This is a genomic window from Clostridia bacterium, assembly GCA_035561135.1.
Taxonomy (GTDB): Bacteria; Acidobacteriota; Terriglobia; order Terriglobales; family Acidobacteriaceae; genus DATMYA01.
The window spans coordinates 1-19084 of record DATMYA010000014.1; the positions used below are offsets into that span (position 1 = coordinate 1).

Here is a 19084-nt window from a genome sequence, read left to right on the forward strand (position 1 = left end):
CGGAGGCATGGTGGCCTTCGCTTTGCAATGCGTCTTTGTGGCTGTCGTGCTGTTGGTGCGGTCGCGATCCACAGTGCCTGCGCTGACGGTTACTTGCGCACTATTGCTGACAGTGGGCTTAGGTCTATGGCTCTCGTCAGACCAGGTGATTGGACGCCTAACGAGCATTGGCCAGGAAGCCGATTCAGTGAGCCGCCTACAGGTTTCGAAAGACAGCTTGCAAATGGTGAAGCTACACCCGGTGTTAGGCTGGGGCTTGGGAACATTCCCGACCGTCTATCCGCAATATCGGAGCTTCGCGACAGATCTGTTCATGAACGAAGCGCATAACGACGTTGTGCAACTGCTGGTGGAGACAGGCGTGACGGGTCTCTCGCTGGCGCTGATGCTGATGCTGATTGTCTTTCGTGAAGGCATCCGGCAGCTCAATCGGGCCGCTTTCGAAACGTGGCACACCACGGGAGTCGTCGCCGCATTAACGGCCTGCGTCGGCCTGAGCCTTCACAGCCTGTTCGATTTCAATCTGCACATTCCGGCGAATGCGATGTTGTTCTACGTATTGTGCGCGCTTGCGGCATCGAACGGGCGCGAAGAAACGCCAGTCGTCCGCAGGCTTCGCCGAAGCGGAGAAACTGCGATTGTTGAGGTCTAGCAGGACTGGCGTAAGTGGCGGGTGACATTTTTCATAACTGCGTTTTTGTTTTGTGGGCTGAAAGTAATGGACCCAGTTAAATGAACGGTGAGTCCGTCGTAGAAGTTGGTAGATCAGATAACACCATTTTCAAGAATTCTTTGCGACGCGTTTCGCAATTCCTGAATCAATTGCCATCCGGCTTTTACTCGCGCCCGATGCAGTTGGTGATCGATCTGGTTCTTTCGTCGGTGGCAGTCTTTGTCGCATTCCACGTGCGGTTCGAGAATGGTTTAGCGCCCGGCTTCCGATTCACCATGTGGGCGATGATCGTGCTGGTTCCCATCGTGCGATGGGGGTCGATCACTGCTTTAAACGGATACGAAATTCTTTGGCGGTATTTCAGTTTCCGCGACGTGCAGTTGCTCGCATTCGCATGTCTCCCGCCCACCATGCTTCTCCTGCTCATACGCGCAACGCGTCCAGCGAGCTTCCCCATTTCGACGGGCGTGGTCGTGATCGAGTACGCCACATTCCTGTTCATGGCGGCCTCGGCACGGGGAATGCGCCGCCTGGTTTTTGAACTGTCTCGTGGCGACGGCTCCGACCGAAAGCGCGCACTGGTGATAGGCAGCGATGACACCCTTGCGGCTGCACTTCACGATCTGCAACAGAATCCGAACATCTCGATTCTTGGGCTGCTCGCCCCTGAACAACGGCTGCACGGAAAAGTTATCTGTGGCGTAACCGTTCTTGGCGGCCCCGAGCAACTCGCCACGGTGCTGGTGCAACACTCGATCGCGCTGGTGCTGGTGGCGGATGCCAGCATGCCCTGCGTCGGTGAATGTGTTGCGACGGCCGCAGAATGTGGGACTGAGGTGCGGTTGCTGCCCTCGGCTAACAACGTTCTGCGCGGCGACGTGAAGGTTCACGCCAGTCCCAATCCAGAGGTTGTCCTTGCCAAAGCTGCCGGCAAGGGAGAACAGCGCACCGAAGTGATTGAAGCGTTCCGAGGACGTTCCGTGCTCATTACCGGCGCGGGTGGCTCTATCGGGTCCGAGCTGTGTAACCAGGTTTCCGCATTTCCGGTGAAGCGCATCATCCTGCTCGATCAGGATGAGAACTCGATCTTCGAGATTCACGCGGAGTTGCGCCAGCGCAATACCAAAGCTGAATTGGTTCAGGTTGTCGGCGATATCCGAAACACAAGTCAGATGCGCCGCGTCTTCTCAACCTACTCGCCAGACATCGTGCTGCACGCCGCGGCTTACAAGCACGTTCCTCTGATGGAAGTGAACCGTTCGCAGGCGGTGATGAACAACGTTATCGGCACGCGCGAGATCGCGGACCTGGCCATTGAGCTTGGCGTTGAGAGATTCCTGATGATTTCGACCGACAAGGCCGTGCGCCCAACCAGCATCATGGGCGCGACGAAGCGCGTTGCCGAGATACTGGTACACAACCGCGCCGTGCGTCCCGGCTGCAAGACTAAGTTTGCATGCGTGCGCTTTGGCAACGTACTCGGAAGTCGTGGCAGCGTGGTTCCTATTTTTCTTCGGCAGATCGCAGAGGGCCGCCCCGTGACCATCACGCACGAGTTGATGACGCGCTACTTCATGACCATCCCAGAAGCCGTTCAACTCGTACTGCAAGCGGTAACGCTAGCGTTGAGGGGGGAAGTTTATATGCTCGATATGGGCGATCCTGTCGAGATCATGACACTGGCGCGAAAACTGATCCAAGCGGCTGGCCTTCGGCCAGGGATCGATATCCCAATCAACATCACGGGAATTCGTCCCGGCGAAAAATTGCACGAGCAGCTATGGAGCGAAGGCGCCCACGTCACGCCAACCAGTTTCAAACGCGTCTTCCGCGTTGTGTCATCCGCGGTTCCTCCCAAGATCGATGGCGAGTTGGTCGCCTTGGAGCGGCTGGCTTCGGCAGGTGCCGAAGGCGAAATACTCGGCGTACTGAAGCGACTGCCCATCGACTTCCTCCAACAGCATCACACGGCGGTAGCGAGCGCACGCAAATGACAGGCAACTAGCAACGAGTTTGCGTGCGCTCTGAAGTCCACTTTGACATAATGCTCGGGTGAATACTTCGCCGGAATCGAACTGGAATACCTTCGCGCGCGTAAATGCCAGCCAGCGCTGGCGCAAGCCCTCGGCCGCAATGGGAAAGCAAGTAACGGAGACCCTCGTCGCGGAGGCTCGCGTCGAACCAGGGATGGAAGTGCTCGATATCGCCTCGGGTACGGGCGAACCGGCAATCTCGATTGCCACCTTGCTGCAGCAATCGAGCACCCAAGGGTCGCCGGGCCGGGTCGTCGCAACAGACATCTCGCCTGACCCGCTGAAGGTGGCGGAACAGCGTGCCCGCGATCGCGGCCTTACGAATATGGAATTCACTCCCGCCGACGTCCACCAACTGCCGTTCGAAGATGGGCGTTTTGACCGCGTCACCTGCCGACTGGGCGTAATGTTTTTCGCGGACTTGCCGCGCGCGCTTCGAGAGATCCGCCGTGTGCTCAAACCAAACGGCCGCGTTACCCTGCTTGCCTGGGGGCCGCTGGAGCAGCCTTACTTCGGCGTGACAATCGGCGCCATAGTCCGTGCCGCGCCTGGTCTTGCTGTACCCACTTCTGGCGAGAAGATGTTCAAATTCGGAGAGCCTGGAACTCTGACAAAAGCGCTGCGCGAAGCAGGTTTCGGACATGTGGACGAGGTCACGAAGGACGTCCCATGGAATTGGCCGGACACGCCCGAGGAATTCTGGGCGTACTTTCAGGAAGTTACTATTCCATTCAAACCACTCTTCCAGGCCATCCCCCCTGAGCGCCACGACGACGTTCACCGGCAAGTCCTCGCGGCGATTCGCAATGTTTATGACGGACTAGAGGTGAAGTTCAACGCCCGAGTTGTGCTGGCATCCGCGACGCCCAGCCTGCAAGGTTAACAAAAAGATGGGGACGCCGTTCGGCGTCCCCATCTTTTTAGTTCTCGAGTGTTTCGCGTCCTAGTCTCCAGTTTGGGGCGCCGCCTGGAGCGCTGGAACCTTGAACGGCAGCCAACTCCGCACCATGACGTAAAGCACCGGAATGATGAACAGATTGAGGATTGATGACAGAATCATGCCGCCGAAAACGGACGTTCCCACCGAGTGGCGTCCGGCAGCACCGGCACCGGTTGCGAAGACCAGCGGCAGCATGCCGAGGATGAATGCAACCGAGGTCATCAAGATCGGTCGCAGACGAAGGCGGGCTGCTTCGATTGCCGACTCGACCAGTCCCATGCCCTTGGCCTGAAGCTGCTCCGCGAACTCCACAATCAAAATCGCATTCTTACTTGCCAAGCCGATTAGCATCACGAGTCCAACCTGGCAGTAAACATCGTTTTGCAGGCCCCGCATCCATTGTGCTGCGAGAGCTCCCAGCACCGCCATCGGCACCGCCAGCAGAATAATGAACGGCAGCACGAAGCTTTCGTACTGCGCCGAAAGTGTGAGATATACCACGACCAGTCCCAAACCGAACAGAATCATTGACTGGCCTCCCGATTGAATCTCCTCCAGCGAAAGCCCCGTCCACTCGAACGAATAACTGGCTGGCAGCGTTTCTTTTGCTACTTGTTCCATCGCCTGGAGCGCCTGACCTGAGCTGTATCCCTGTGCCGCGCTACCATTGATCTCCGCCGTGCGGAACAGGTTGTAGTGGCTGATGATGCTGGGATTAGTCGTTTCGCGAATGTTAACAACGCTATCCAGCGGCACCATGCGACCGTCGCCCGAACGAACGTAGAATTGCCGCAGATCACGAGGCTGCGCACGAAACTGCTTGTCCGCCTGCACATATACGCGGTAAGAACGATTATTGAAATCGAAATCGTTCACGTACTGCGAGCCCATGTAGATCTGCAGTGCTGACGTGATTTGCGTGAATGGTACGCCGAGGCTCTTCGCCTTCTCGCGATCGATCTCAACCAGAAATTGTGGATCGTTCGCAGTGAAGCTGCTGAACAATCCTGACAGGTCCTTGCGCTGGCGTGCCTTGTTCAGGAACGTTTGCAGCACCCCATCCAATTCTTCCGTTGTGCCGCTTCCAAGCTGTTCGAGTTGGAATTGGAAGCCACCGAAATTGCCTAGACCTTGGATTGGCGGCGGCAAGAACGGAACGACGACCGCTTCCGAAATGCCCATTAACGGGCCGCGAACGGAATCGATGATCGCCTGCGCAGAGTGACTCCTGCCTTTTCGTTCTGCTATATCACGCAAGTTGATGAAGATCAGCGCACGGTTCGGAGCTGCACCGGAAAAGCTATATCCCGGAACCGAGAAGACTCCCGTGATGTCCTTGTTTTCTGCAAGGATCTGGCTGGCACGTGTCGCGACCCGCGTCGTGTAATCCAGCGATGCACCCGGAGGAGCCTGGACCAGCGTAATGAAGTAGCCCTGATCCTCGTCGGGAACGAAGCTGGTGGGCACAGTTCTGTAGACCCAGTAAGTTGCCCCAAGCCCGGCCAGGAATACCAGCACCACCAACACACGCCGTCGCTCCAGGCGATTCAGGATGTTGACATAGGACTGAGTTCCGCGTTCGATCATTCGGTTGATGACGCGAAAAAACGCATGTTGTGGTTTTTCCGTGTGTCGCAGCAGTATTGCCGACAACGCAGGCGTCAGCGTGAGTGCATTAAATGCTGACAGCGCGATGGAGAATGCGATTGTCAGAGCGAACTGCTGGTACATCCTTCCGGTCGTGCCCGGGAATAACGCCACCGGAACAAAGACAGCAATCAGCACGATCGAAGTTGCGATGACCGCGCTGGTCACCTCGCTCATGGCAACACGCGACGCTTCCGCTGCGTCGTGAATGCCTTCGTGAATATGGCGCTCAACGTTCTCAATGACGACGATCGCATCATCGACTACCAGCCCCGTAGCCAACGTGATTCCAAACAGCGTAAGCGTATTGATCGAGAATCCGAATAGCTTGACGAATGCGAATGCGCCGATCAGTGAGACCGGAATCGTGATTGCCGGAATCACCGTGCTACGCCAGCTTTGCAGGAACAGGAAGATGACAAGCACGACGATCACGATTGCTTCGACCAGCGTCTTCAATACCTCGTTGATCGATTCGCTCACTGCTCTCGTCGTGTCAAATGCAACCTGGTACTTCAGTCCCGGCGGGAACTGATGTGAGAGGCGCTCGAGTTCCTGAAGCACTCCTTTATCAACGTCCAACGCGTTGGCGTTAGAGAGTTGCAACACGCCAAGGCCAATTGCCTCGTGGCCGTTGTACGCCAGGTTCGATCCGTAGCTCTCTGCGCCGAGTTCGGCACGGCCCACGTCGCGCAACTGAATCAACGAGCCATCCGGCGCGCGCTTGATGATGATAGCCTCAAATTGCTTCGGGTCCAGCAGTCGCCCGACAGCGCGAACGCTGATCTGGAACGCCTGTCCAGACATGGACGGTGGTTCCCCAACTTGTCCCGCCGCGACCTGTACGTTCTGCTCGCGGAGGGCATCCACAACGTCCTGTGCCGTGAGGTCACGCTTGGCCAATCGGACGGGGTCCAGCCAGAGGCGCATCGCGTATTTGCGTTCGCCAAAGATTAGTACATCGCCGACACCCTTCACCCGCTTAAGCGCGTCCTTCACGTAGACGTCGAGATAGTTGCTGATGAATAAGCTGTCGTACCGGTTCTCGTCCGAATAGAAGCCGGCGGCCAGAACAAACGATCCGGAGTTCTTGTTGATCGACAGCCCTGTTGTCTGCACTTCTGCAGGAAGGCGGCCGAGTGCCGTTGACGCCCTGTTTTGAACATCCACGGCTGCGATATCCAGGTTACGGCTCACATCGAACGTGGCAGTAATCGAGCTTGAGCCATCATTGCCGCTGGTTGAACTCAGGTAGTCCATACCCTCCGCGCCGTTGATGACCTGCTCGAGCACGGTAGTGACGCTGGTTTCGACGGCCCGCGAATTCGCGCCCGTGTAGAAGGCGTTCACCGACACCTGCGGCGGTGCGAGCACCGGGAACTGCGCAATTGGCAAAGTCGGGATCGCCAGCGCTCCGGCGAGAATGATGAGGAGCGAACAAACGGTGGCAAATACCGGGCGTCGTATAAAGAAATTTACGAACATTGGTTTTATATCTCGCTCAGGCTTGTGGCACGACAGCCATGCCGTCTTGCAGCATCTGCGTCCCGCTAATGATTACTTTGTCGCCGGACTTTATTCCGTCCAGAACCACGAAATCGTTGCCGACGATATCGCCGACACGGATCGCCCTCTGCCGGGCGAAGAACTGATCACCCTGCTTTTCCGCTACGAATGCGAATGTCTGTCCGTTAAGCAGGGAGATGGCCGTGACAGGAATCACCGGGCGCTCGAGTTCGCTCCAAACTACCCGCACGTGTACAACCTGGTTGTTGCGGAACAAACGCTTCGCGTTCGGCACCTGGGCTTTCAGGAGAAGCAACTGCGTTTGCGGGTCCACGCGGGGAGAGACGAACGTTACCTTGCTGCGAACGACCGATGCACCGGCATCGTCCACGATATCGACAGGAGTGCCAACTCGGACCTTCGACGAGTTCTCGGACGGGATCGAGACGTAGAGTTCAAGTTCGCCGCCCTTGTCGAGCGTCGTCAGCAGTGTCGAATTCGTCACACGATCGCCAACGCGCACCGGAATATCGCCGATTGTTCCAGAGGCGGGTGCCTTGACGGTGAAATAGCGTAGCTGAACCCGCTGCTCACGCACCGTAGCTCCGAGCGCATCGACGTCGGCCACGGAGGCTTCGTACGCAGTCTGCGCCTGGTCGAGCTCCTGGCGGCTGATCACGCCAGCGGCATGGAGTTTTTTCCTTCGCTCAAGTTCATCGTGGTTGAACGCCAGCGCGGCCAACTTTGACCGCCGCGTCGCTTCCTGCGAATGAACGGTTGCCTGCTGTTTGCGGGGATCAATCTCAAGCAGTGGCTGTCCCGCGCGCACCTCATCGCCAGCGCTGACCAATATCTCCGTGATCTGTCCTTCGACCTCCGGCTGTAGAACCGACGAATTTCGAGACTTCATCGTGCCTATGTACTCGGTGTATTCCGGAACGCGTTGCGCCTTGGCTTCCAGCACTTTAGCTGGACTTGCTGGCGGCGCGGCTTTCGCCTCCGTCGTGCCCTTCTGCGCGCATCCGCCCAACAGCAAGGCGGTCGCGATTATCGCAACCAAAGGCAAATACCCGAAGTCGTTTACGTCACGAATGCGCATCCACTTCTCCCCCACACTCTTTCTATACGTGAACAGTAACAGACAGAACGCACCCCACGTGCGCATGTTGATGAAGCCGGAGTCTTACGTGATGCAATGTATTCAGATTGAAGCTGCTTACCTTCTATGGGTTAGGAGAAGGTGCCCGTCTGCGAACAGTATAGTGCGAAATCCTAAGGATTTCAGTTGAAGTGAGTCGATGCTGGCGTGAGATAACTGATCCATAACCTGTTTTCACATCAGTAACTGCATTGACGTAAGTAGATCCTTGCTTCACAATCCCCACCGCTCAACCGCACGAAAAGGCAAACCACCTGCAGGTGGGGACGCAAAGCCGCGGGTCTCTCCCTCTCCCTGAGAGACAGCCAGGCTGCCGAATGCGGAGTTCCGCTTAACTACTTCAGCAGTCAAGGATCAGGCGACCATGAAAAGGCTTTCTCTTCTTCTTGCCGTAGTCCTGGTGCTTTCGCTTAGCGCATTCAGCGCACAACATATTGTCAGGTTTGCAAACGGAATTCCAACGAACTTCGCTGCTCGTGTGAATGCGCTTGGCGGCACAGTCGTAACCCAACATCCATTGCTCGCCGTCGTTGAGGGACTAAGTCCCGAAGCAGCAGCGACTCTCCGCGGCAGCTTCGGCGTCTCAGAGGTGAACACGGATGCCGAGTTCACACTCGACGCTTCAACCGGCGAAACCACTCAGGCGGACTCTACACCGACGAGTGTGTCCAACCCTGCGACCGCCTTCTTCTACCCCCGTCAGTGGCATATGCGCGCGATCGGCACGCCGTATGCCTGGGCGGCCGGACGCCTCGGCTCGCCCAACGTCACCGTCGCGATCATTGATAGCGGCATCGATTACACCTATCCGGACCTAAACGGCCTGATCGATCTCAGCCGCTCGGTATCGTTCCAGCCCGCTGAGGACGCAGTTGTCGCCGCGACCTTCCCCGGAAAGAATCCCGTCACCGACATCTATTTTCACGGCACGCATGTTGCCCACACCGTGGCGAGCAAGGCTGCTGTCGCGGCGGGTGTCACTTCCAAAGTGACCCTGATCGGCGTGAAGGTGCTTGCTTATAAGCCCTCAACGGGTAGTGCGAGCGGTTTGCTCTCGGCAGTGCTGAACGGTATCCTCTGGGCGGCCGATCACGATGCCGACGTCGCAAACATGAGCCTTGGCGGAGGTTTCAGTAAGGTAGCCGCCGGCCCATACGTCAGCCTGATCAATTCTGTTTTTGCCTATGCATATCGTAAGGGCATGCTGATTGTCGTCTCCGCCGGCAATGAGGCGAGCGACCTCGATCACAATGGTAACTACTACTCCACATACTGCAGTTCGCCGCATGTTGTCTGCGTGGCGGCTACAGGTCCAACATCGTCTGCCGGCACCAATGGTCCATGGGTCAACGTCGACGCGGCCGCGTACTACACGAACTTCGGCCGATCGGCAATCGACATCGCCGCTCCAGGTGGCAACACCGGCGGTTACGTATATCAGGGCTGCTCGCAAACCTCCGTCTACCTTCCCGTCTGCCGGACTGGCACATATGTGATTGGCTCGATGGGGACTTCGATGGCCTCTCCTCTCGTCTCTGGGCTTGCTGCTCTACTCGTCGAAGACATCGGCAAGGACAAGCCCTCGGAAGTGAAGGCGCGCCTGTTGCAGTCTGCCGATGATCTCGGCCAACCCGGTACCGACCCATACTATGGCAAAGGTCGCATCAACGTGCCGCACGCCATCGGCATCTCCTACTAAAACGTAAGCAAGTTGAAGGGGAGGACAGCTTCGCTGTCCTCCTTTTTTCGTTTCCAAGCAGTTGAAGAGACACTGTCACTGCAACAAGTGATATCGGAACACCGAACGAACTGCGGGTGCAGCTAGAATTTGTCTTCGCGAATGAAGACAACGAGTTCCCCGTTACAGACCGAGCGCAAAGCAGGCGACGGCATTGAGGTCGTCCCCGTCTTGTGCAACAACAACTGCGGCGGGCGCTGCCTGTTGAAGGCGCACGTCAAAGACGGCGTCGTACTTCGCATCACGACGGACGACTCACCCGACGTACCCGAGAGCCCGCAACTTCGTTCATGCCTGAAGGGCCGCAGCCTGCGAAACCGCCTTTATGACCCGAATCGGTTGCGCTACCCCATGAAGCGCATTGGGCCCCGCGGCGAGGGAAAGTTTCAGCGAATTTCGTGGGATGAGGCCATCACCACAATCGCCACTCGACTGAGACGCGTGCTCGACCTGCACGGCCCGCATTCCGTTTACATACAGTACGGAACTGGTGATTGTGGCGCTGTTCGAGGTCGCGAGAGCGCACAGCGTCTCATGAATTTGTTGGGCGGCTATCTTGGCTACTACAACAATTACAGCGCCGCCTGCCTGGAGTACACCGCGCCGTTCATCACAGGTCGTCGCGACACCAATTCTTATCAAACACTGCACCACTCGAAACTGATTATCCTGAACGGCTTCAACCCGGCGGACACGGTCTTCGAGACGAATTCCAACTACTATCTCGCGCGCGCGAAAGAAGCAGGCGCAAAGATCGTGGTCATCGATCCCCGCCTGACGGAAACTGCGGCCACATTCGCCGATGAGTGGGTGCCGCTGAAGCCGACCACGGATGCGGCACTCTTCATCGCAATGGCACATGTATTGATCGCTGAGAAACTGTTCGATCAACAGTTCCTCGACAAGTACTGCATCGGTTTCGATGAGGAGCACATGCCGGAGGGCGTGCCTCCGGGGCAGTCTTTCACGAGTTACGTCCTCGGCTTATGCGATGGCACACCAAAGACGCCGGAGTGGGCTGCTCCGATTACCGGTGTCGATGCCGACACGATTCGCAAGCTCGCGCGCGAATACGCCTCCATGAAGCCAGCGCAGTTGCTGCAAGGACTGGGACCGCAACGCCATGCTCACGGCGAGGAATCCGTGCGCGCAGGAATCGCGCTGGCCTGCATGACCGGCAATCTCGGCATACTCGGTGGAGGTTGGGGAGGCGGCGAAGGTGGCACGAGCCTTGCACTTCCCATCGGAAGTCTTCCCACCGGCACCAATCCGGTGAAAGCCACGATCCCGGTCTTCCGTTGGACTGATGCCGTGGTGCGCGGTACCGAGATGACCGAAGAAGATGGCCTGAAAAATGGCCCGCTTCAAAGCAACATCAAATTCATATTCAACCTGGCCAGTAACACGCTGCTCAACCAGCACGCCGACATCAATCGCACGGCCGAGATCCTCAAAGACGAAAGCCTGCTCGAGTGCATCGTGGTGTCAGACCACTTCATGACCCCGAGCGCGAAGTTCGCCGACATCCTGCTGCCCTCCGACAATTCGCTCGAGCGCTGCGACATTGGATTTCCATGGTCCGGCGAAAAGTACATCGTCTTTGGAAACAAGGTTGTCGAACCGCCCTTCGAGTGCAAGCACGATTACTGGTGGCTTAGCCGGGTCGCGGAACGTCTGGGAGTCGGCCAGCAATTCACGGAAGGCAAAACAGAGGAAGACTGGCTCAAACAGATCATCGCCGAAGTCAGAATCGCCGACCCGGAGTTTCCATCGTATGAGGAACTGAGCCGGAGGGGCGTGTATCGCAAACCCCCTGAGGAATATGTCGCGTTCGAAAAAGAGGTTCAGCACCCCGACAAGTATCCGTTCCAGACGCCTTCCGGAAAAGTTGAGATCTTCAGCAAGACGCTGTACGACATGAACAACTCTGCGGTTCCCGGCATTCCCAAGTACATTCCAGCGTGGGACGGACCGCAGGATGATCTGGCCGGCAAATACCCTCTGCAATGCATCGGCCCGCACACCAAGAGGCGAACCCACTCGACCTACGACGAGAGCGCGTGGATGGAAGAGCGGAACCGCAACGAATGTGGATTAGCATCCGGGACGCAGCAACGCGGCGCATCGTCAGCGGCGACAAGGTGAAGGTCTTCAATGATCGCGGAGCTCTTGTCATCCGCGCCCAGGTAAGTCGAAGAATCCGTCCGGGAGTCGTCTCCATTCCTCAAGGAGCGTGGTACGCACCGGACAAGAATGGCGTGTGCCAGCGAGGATGCATCAACGTCCTGACCAGCCAAAAGTCAACGCCGCTGGCGCACGGCAATGCCCAGCACACCATCCTGGTCGAAGTTCAGAAGGCTTAGTGGACATGGAAGTTCGCAGACAAATCGGGTTCTACGTTGATTCCACGAAGTGCATCAATTGCAAGACCTGCGAGGTCGCCTGCAAGGATTTCAACGATGCCCCGGTCGGCCGGAGAATCCGAAAGGTGCGGACCTTCGAGGGCGGCGAGTTTCCCAAAGTGTTTGCGTACAACATCTCAATGTCGTGCAACCACTGCGAAGACCCGCTGTGTGTCAAACACTGCCCCGCCGCGGCGTACACCAAGCGTCCAGGTGACGGCATCGTGGTGCACGATCCTGCGCGCTGCATCGGTTGCCGCTACTGTACGTGGGTGTGTCCCTACGGCGCTCCGCAATTCGATGCCAGCGAGGGCAGAGTTCGAAAATGTAATCTGTGCGTGGACGAGATCGACAGCGGAAACAGTCCTGTATGTGTCATATCCTGCCCGATGCGTGCGATAGAGATTGGTGAGTTGGCGGAGATCGCAACCCGGCCCGGCGCGACGATCAGAATACGGGCGCTGCCTTCTCCTGAACTGACGAGACCATCGTGCCGCTACAAGGTCAGAGCGGAGGCGGCGGATGACTAGTCACGCGAGCAAGAAGGAATGGCCGCTGGTCGTCTTTACTGTCGCGCTGCAGTTCGCCTGTGGACTCTCGATCGCGGCAATGCTGGTGGACTGGAAAGCGAGTCCGTCGGAGGTAGCCCAGTTGCGCCCATTGGCAGTCGCAATTTTCCCCATCGTTGCATTGGGGATGTTGGCCTCATTGCTGCACCTGGGACGGCCACTTCTCGCCGGCCGTGCCCTGCTTAATCTGCGGCGCTCAAAGCTCAGCGTGGAGGTATTGCTGAGCACATTCTTCGCTTGTTCAGCATTGATCTATAGCGGGCTCTGGTTCACTGGTGCAACCCAACCGAGACTCGCAGGGGGCATCGTTACCGCCACACTCGGTCTAGGTGCTGTTGTTTCAAGTGCCATGATCTACATGCTTCCGACGCGGCCGATATGGAATTCAGGCTGGCTGCCGGCTTCGTTTCTCGGAACGACATTGCTGCTGGGTGGGTTGCCTTCTGCTGCGTTGGTTGCCGGAGCGGCAGAAGCAACGCTACTGCGTACTTTCGTGAACGCGACAGTTGCGGGCAGCGCCTTGCTGTTGCTGTCGGCATTCTGGATGCTCAAACACTCATCTCGGCTGCGGGCAGAGCAGAGTGCTTCGGCAGATATCGAAGCGCCACGACCGCTGCTGAATTCGCGGGAGTACCTGTGGCTGGTGCTGTACATTGGTTTCGCGGGAGTCATGCCCGGTGTCATCGCTCTGATGCTCTGGCCTGTTGCGGGTGCGCCTGATCTGCCTGCAATTGCCCTCAGGTTCGCCGCATTACCGTTTGCGATGCTCGGCGTTCTCCTTGGCCGCATGCTCATGTACTCGATCGCGCCGAGGTTCTCCGGGTTTTGAAGCACAGTACGATTGAACCCTGAGACGGCGATCTGCGCTATCCTCTACCCATGCCGTTGTCCCCCGAGCTGGTGTCGCAGGATCGAGCCCTTGTTCAAATCGTAGACTCCGCTCTGGCCGACGCCGCGCGTAGAAGCCGTTCGTGGTTGGTGTGCCGTCCGGGGTGCACTCAGTGCTGCATTGGAGCTTTTGCGATCAACCAACTCGACGCTGTCCGCTTGCGGCAAGGTCTTGCCGACCTCACGAAGCGTGATCCGGAACGCGCCGCGCGTGTCCGCTTGCGGGCTAAAGCAGCGGTGAGCCGGCTTTCGAAGGCCTTCCCCGGCAACCCCCAAACCGGCGTTTTGGCGGGGGACGAGGATTCGCAGGAAAGGTTCGCGGACTTTGCGAATGACGAACCGTGTCCCGTGCTAGATTCAGAAACAGGCACGTGCGACCTGTACGAGGCGCGCCCAATGACTTGCCGCGTATTTGGACCGCCCGTACGCTCTGGAGGCGAGGGCGGATTGGGCGTCTGCGAGTTGTGCTTTCAGGGGGCGAGCGCCGAGGAGATTGCCGCGTGCGAAATGGAAGTCGACCCGAACGACCTCGAGCCCACTCTGCTAAAGCGGGTCGAGAAGGCTACAGGTTTGAGCGGAACAACGATCGTCGCGTTCTGCCTCGGCCTCGAAACTCCATAGCCCGCTGCCGCCGCCGATAGAATCCGATCATTCCACTTTAACCAGCGAGTTGGCTGTGCCCATTCGCCCTGTGTTGTTGTCGCGAACCACGAAGCGAACCAGGTACTCTCCCGGCGCAAGCACCATCACGTTCTTGTAATTGATGCCAGTCTTCTGGATAGTCGCGGCTGCTTCAGGGGTCATGGTACGGTCGACCTTCTGCGCAAACTGGGCTGCGACACTGCCATCCCTGGCGCGCGCAATACCCGCAAATTCCAAATTCAACTTTTTCTGCTGGATGTCTATAACGTTTGCACTCGGGTCAACGTTGATCTCGAAACGAGCGGCTCGTTTATCGCCTGAAGGTTGCGTTGTCGTCCACTGACCGCGGAACGGGATGCCTGAGTCCGAAAGAAGCGAGCTGACAGCCAGCGTAATGTCGCGGCCGCGTGTCTGGCCGGGGTCAGGAATGGGATAAAGAAAACCATCCCGTCCACGTACCGATGTGCCCTTCTCGCTCACTTTCGCCTGTAGCTTGTGCCAGCCATCCTTCGTGTTGGCTCCATCCAGATAGAAGCCGAGCATGTAGTAGTCGCGCGAATCGTCCATCGCGTCCTGGAAGCATCCAGACAGGTCCGTACGTTCGGTGCAGGCTTTGCCGCCTGTGGACCCCGCGAGACGATTGAATGTCGTAATCACATCCTGATTTTCAAACTGCAAGTGTTGCTTCTGCGCGTAACTTGGCGAGTACTTCTGGCTCGGATCCATAGCCTGGAAAGCTGTGTTCACCGTGCCACGTGCATCTACTGGATACAGCGCGATATTCGCGGAGTTGAGTAGATGTGTTGTGTAGGCGTCGAGTGAATTTGCTTCCGATACCTGACCTAAGTCAAACGGACGGCCTTCACGACCAATTGAAGAGAACGGGTACCCGGAACTGACCCACACTACCGATTTGCGCCCCGGCAATCCTGAGAGCGAAAGTGCAACCTGCTGAAGGGCTTCGAGCGAATTGATTCGCGCAGAACGCTGCTGGAAGGCCAGCATTGCTACCTGGCCGTTCTCGACATCCTCGATCTGCTGCAGGAAAGTCTGCAATCTTGCTGCAACATCATCGCTGTTGCCAACCTCAACATTCTCCACTAAAGTGCGCATCTCGCGAGACGTGCCCATGTCGGCATCGCCGTGGAGAGACTGCCCGGAGGGTGCATGAGAGTTCTGCAACGCAGCCGCCACAGCTTTCGGGTCAGTTGTGAAATCCTGGATCGTGCGGACACCCTGCAATTCGATTGCTACCAGGCGGATCGGTTCGCCATTGTCGGCAGCCTGAGAGAGAAACTTCATCAGGCCTTCGTGCACGCGGTTCATGTCCATCGTGCCGGTGTTGATGCGATCGATGGCAATGACGGTGTAGCGCGCGGTCTCGGCACTGCCCTGAAGCTGGTTCGTGAATTCCTTCGGGCCAACAGGAATACGCCGCAGACGCTGCGTCGTAGTACGAATCTCTTCGAACACAGCGATCTTCTGCTCCTTGCCATCCTGCAACAGAGTGAATTTCTCTTTGCTCAAGCCCGCCACGTGTTGGCCCTTGCTCCTCACTTGCACCGGGACCAGCACGAGGTTCGTCTGGGTGCGAAACTTCGCGGCGGCATCGGACGTCTTCTCCTGAGCCACGCTCGGAGTGACCAGCCCTACGATTGCTAGTGAGGAGATGAGAATCTTCGAGACCATCTTCATGTGGTGCCTCTTTTTCTGTTCGTCAGTTGCAATTGCCACAACCGAGGCGAGTCAAGATATCAGCAGCGGCCGAACGGCGTTGGTGCAAGATTGTCGTACGAACAGAGCGTAAATACCAGCAGCAGATTGTCTCTGTGTTACGACCATCAAAAAAGGCCCGACCGTAGAGGCCGGGCCTTGTGCCACGACTGCAATTACTCGAACACTTGCTCGGCAGGAACGACCTTCACGTCGGCGTCTTTCGCCGGAATCGTATAGGCCTGGATCGTCTTGTCTTCCTCCAGCACACTCTGCGGCTTCGGAGAAGTGTAGGTAACCGGCGAAGGCAGGTTCGACAGAATTCCCTTCCGCAGCCCTTCGGCGTCTTCCGTGACGATGGCAATGCGCATAGCGTCTGATTTCAGGTACTTCTTGATGGCGCGGTTCACGTCTTCCAGGGTAAGGCGCGATAGTTGTTCGCGCATGTACTGCGGGAACTCGGGTGTGCCGTAGAAATTACTGTCCAGCGCGTAGCCGAGTTGCGCGTCCTGCGTTTGCGTTAACACGTTTGCGTACTTGCCCAGAAACTCCCGCGTGCTTTCAAACGTCTCCTTCGACATGCCGTTCTTTACCAACTTGTCGTACTCGTAAAGCGCGGCTCTCAGGGTAAATAAACCGTTCTTCGGATCGACCGGACGTATCCATATCTGGAAGATTTGGCTGCGGCGTCCGAGGTTCGGCGCGGGTTCAAATCGATACATTCCCTGCGGGAAGTATTCGACATACGCATAGTCGCCGTAGTTCAGTCCACGTAGTTCTCGAAGTTGCTGATACAGGTAGCTGCTGGAAGAACGATGCTGCCCCAGGTAACTTGCGACCACGGCGAGTGCAGGCCAGTCCTTCTGGCCCCTCACCTGGTCGATTGGGAACCCGAGCGAAATGGCCGTCGAACGCGTCTGCCGTTGCACGATCTGGATCTGCATGCCAGGTTTCTGCGCAGGCGCGGCAGCGTTCACTTTCTGCGCTTTGCCGGCGGGTAGTTTGCGGAAATCGGCGACCACGCGCTGCTCGAACCCTTTCGGGTATGCCCCCGCAAGTCCTACGACCAGTGCCGCTTGTGTGTAGTGCTGCTTGTAGAAGTTCCGCACGTCGTCGAGAGTCAACTTCTCCAGTGTGCTCACGCGGCCCGCGTTGACGTGTCCGTAAGGATGCGTTGGCGGATAGATCATCGTGTACAACACTTCTTTGCCGAGCTCTTCGTCGTTGCTGGAGCGAAGCGTCACTTTCAGGAAATTGACAGCGTCGGTCTTGACGCGCTGAAAGTCGTCTTCACGGAAGCCCGGATCGAGCACCATGTCGCGGATGATGGTGTAGTACCTTTCGAGATTGTCACTGTGCGTGGTGCCGACAAAAACGCTCATCTCCTTGTCGACTTGCGAGTTGAACGACGTTGCCATGGGGTACATGGCCTCGTTGATCTGCGCGTAGGTCATGGTGCGCGAACCGGCATCGGAGAGCATGGCAGCCGTGAGCGATGCCAACCCTTCCTTGCCCTGCGGGTCTGACGCAGATCCCGTGTTGAACAAAAGCCTGAACGTGATCAGCGGCGAACGCGTCGGCAACAGCACTGTCGCGGGGCCTGGCGCAGGTTTGGGCTTAGGGGCAGCATCGGCGGCAAACGCCGTCAAGCAACCTGCAAGTAGTAGAGCGATGCAGTAGCGAATGCTCATTACAGGCCTCCTTTTTCTGACGAGTTCGCTTTCGTGCTCAGCGTAACCACCGTCTGGTTGTGCTCGGTGAAGAACTTGCGAGCCGCTTCGCGAATGTCTTCCGGGCTCACCTGCTCGTAAAGCGCATAACGCCGATTGATCGTCTCCGGCGTACTGCGGAGCGCAATATAAGGAGCCAGCGCACCGGCGATTGCAGAAGAGCTGTCCATCGATAGCGCAAAATCATAGCGCATGCGCGAGCGAGTGGCCGCCAGCCTATCCGCCGGGACCAGCGTCTCGGCAAACTGCTTGTAGGTCGCGAGAATCTGATCGCGCACGTAGTTCACATCTTTCACGTCTTTGACGCGCGCCATTACGGCAAACAGCTCGGGATCGACGCGCATATCCTGCCCGCCATCCATCGTGGCGACCTTCTGTTCCTTCAGCACGAGCTTCTGGTAAAGGTCCGAGTTCTGCCCGAACGCGAGATTCGCCAGCAGATCGAGCGCGGCGGCCTGCTTGTCCGAGTCGGAGTAAGCCGCTCCGCGATACGCGACGACGACCCAGGGGAGCGTCGGAGTCGGCCAGTCTACGTGCCGAACCTGTGGCGACGTTTGCGGAGGCTCGGCAGGTATCTGCGCGACGTAGCTTCCACGCTTCCAGTCGCCATAGTGTTTCTTGGCGAGCGCCAGCACCTGATCGCGCTGCACATCGCCCACGGCAAGCATCGTCACGTATTCCGGACGGTAGTAGCGGTTGTAAAACTCCAGGCTGTAGTCGTACAGATTCGGCATGTCTTCGATGTCTTTGATGTAGCCCATCGTAGTATGCGAATACGTGTGCTTCGTGTACGCAGTCTCACGCAGCACTTCGTAGAGCTTGCTAATCGGATTCGCCGAGTTCTTGTTGTATTCGCCCAATACCGCGCCGGTTTCCGTCTTGTAAGCATCGCGCGAGTACTGCAGGTGCTGGAAGGCATTAGCCTGGACATCCATCATCCTGTCCAGGTCCTCCTTCGAGAACACGGCGTGGTACACCGTACGGTCGTCGGTGGTATACGCATTGCTGGACGCACCGGCTCGCCGCAGCACTTCCTCGGCCTGCTCGGGCGTGTATTTCTTGCTGCCGCGGAACATGAGGTGCTCAAAGAGGTGCGCGAATCCGCTTTTGCCGGGTTCCACTTCGTTGCGCGAACCGGTTTTAACGACCATGTAAAGTGCGACAAGGTTAGGACTATCGGTCGGGACCGTGATGACCCTCATGCCATTCGGCAGGTCATCGATAGAGTATGCGTAGGAGAATACCTTCTTCTCCTGCGGTGCAGCAGGCGAGTCCTGTGCTGCGGCGTACAGGCACAAAACAGCGAGCGCCAGCATCAGGACGGCAAATTTCTTCATTCCCTCCCCCTCTGGCCGGACTGGGCAAACCCGCCCGGCATCACAAAGCAGAATCACGAAAACACCCGTGGCTCACGTGGGAATTCTACTCCAGCAGAGTACCTATA

The 19084-nt window shown here is 57.5% G+C and carries 14 protein-coding genes and 1 riboswitch; of the genes, 9 read left to right on the forward strand and 5 right to left on the reverse strand.

Annotation, left to right across the window (positions count from 1 at the left end; genetic code table 11):
- From VN622_03810 to VN622_03820, 3 genes are all read left to right on the forward strand, one after another.
- Window positions 1–652, forward strand: a 652-nt coding sequence (locus VN622_03810; protein HWR34982.1) for an O-antigen ligase family protein, incomplete at its 5' end; no start/stop codon positions are given.
- Between the two features lie 140 nt (window positions 653–792).
- On the forward strand, window positions 793–2667 hold the full coding sequence (locus VN622_03815; GenBank protein ID HWR34983.1) for a nucleoside-diphosphate sugar epimerase/dehydratase: 1875 nt from the start codon (window positions 793–795) through the stop codon (window positions 2665–2667).
- 58 nt (window positions 2668–2725) lie between these two features.
- Window positions 2726–3589, forward strand: coding sequence for a class I SAM-dependent methyltransferase (locus VN622_03820; protein HWR34984.1), 864 nt, complete (start codon window positions 2726–2728; stop codon window positions 3587–3589).
- 60 nt (window positions 3590–3649) lie between these two features.
- On the opposite strand, the gene VN622_03825 is transcribed toward VN622_03820, so the two are convergent.
- On the reverse strand, window positions 3650–6778 hold the full coding sequence (locus VN622_03825) for a multidrug efflux RND transporter permease subunit (protein ID HWR34985.1): 3129 nt from the start codon (window positions 6776–6778) through the stop codon (window positions 3650–3652).
- 16 nt (window positions 6779–6794) lie between these two features.
- Window positions 6795–7898, reverse strand: a complete 1104-nt coding sequence (locus tag VN622_03830) for an efflux RND transporter periplasmic adaptor subunit (protein ID HWR34986.1) — start codon at window positions 7896–7898, stop codon at window positions 6795–6797.
- A gap of 294 nt (window positions 7899–8192) precedes the next feature.
- A riboswitch (cyclic di-GMP riboswitch) is annotated at window positions 8193–8276 on the forward strand.
- Window positions 8277–8322: 46 nt separating this feature from the next.
- On the opposite strand from VN622_03830, the gene VN622_03835 reads away from it, so the two are divergent.
- From VN622_03835 to VN622_03860, 6 genes are all read left to right on the forward strand, one after another.
- Entirely contained in the window at window positions 8323–9657 is a 1335-nt protein-coding gene (locus VN622_03835; protein HWR34987.1) for a S8 family serine peptidase, read from the forward strand.
- A gap of 141 nt (window positions 9658–9798) precedes the next feature.
- Window positions 9799–11841: a DMSO/selenate family reductase complex A subunit gene (locus tag VN622_03840; protein HWR34988.1), complete on the forward strand. Its 2043-nt coding sequence runs from the start codon at window positions 9799–9801 to the stop codon at window positions 11839–11841.
- A complete protein-coding gene (locus VN622_03845) occupies window positions 11784–12059 on the forward strand; it encodes a molybdopterin dinucleotide binding domain-containing protein (GenBank protein HWR34989.1) in 276 nt (91 codons plus the stop codon). The genes VN622_03840 and VN622_03845 overlap by 58 nt, the downstream gene beginning before the upstream one ends.
- A 5-nt stretch (window positions 12060–12064) precedes the next feature.
- Window positions 12065–12628, forward strand: coding sequence for a 4Fe-4S dicluster domain-containing protein (locus VN622_03850; GenBank protein ID HWR34990.1), 564 nt, complete (start codon window positions 12065–12067; stop codon window positions 12626–12628).
- Window positions 12621–13496, forward strand: coding sequence for a DmsC/YnfH family molybdoenzyme membrane anchor subunit (locus VN622_03855; protein ID HWR34991.1), 876 nt, complete (start codon window positions 12621–12623; stop codon window positions 13494–13496). Before VN622_03850 ends, VN622_03855 begins: the two co-directional genes overlap by 8 nt.
- Before the next feature lie 50 nt (window positions 13497–13546).
- Window positions 13547–14176 (forward strand): YkgJ family cysteine cluster protein, encoded by a 630-nt coding sequence (locus VN622_03860; GenBank protein HWR34992.1) that lies wholly within the window; start codon window positions 13547–13549, stop codon window positions 14174–14176.
- 27 nt (window positions 14177–14203) lie between these two features.
- Here VN622_03860 and VN622_03865 read toward each other — a convergent pair whose 3' ends face one another.
- The 3 genes from VN622_03865 to VN622_03875 form a co-directional block, all read right to left on the reverse strand.
- Window positions 14204–15892, reverse strand: a complete 1689-nt coding sequence (locus VN622_03865; protein ID HWR34993.1) for a VWA domain-containing protein — start codon at window positions 15890–15892, stop codon at window positions 14204–14206.
- A gap of 194 nt (window positions 15893–16086) precedes the next feature.
- Complete coding sequence (locus VN622_03870) at window positions 16087–17601, reverse strand: pitrilysin family protein (protein ID HWR34994.1); 1515 nt, start codon at window positions 17599–17601, stop codon at window positions 16087–16089.
- A complete protein-coding gene (locus VN622_03875; protein ID HWR34995.1) occupies window positions 17601–18977 on the reverse strand; it encodes a pitrilysin family protein in 1377 nt (458 codons plus the stop codon). Before VN622_03875 ends, VN622_03870 begins: the two co-directional genes overlap by 1 nt.
- Window positions 18978–19084: the final 107 nt, after the last annotated feature.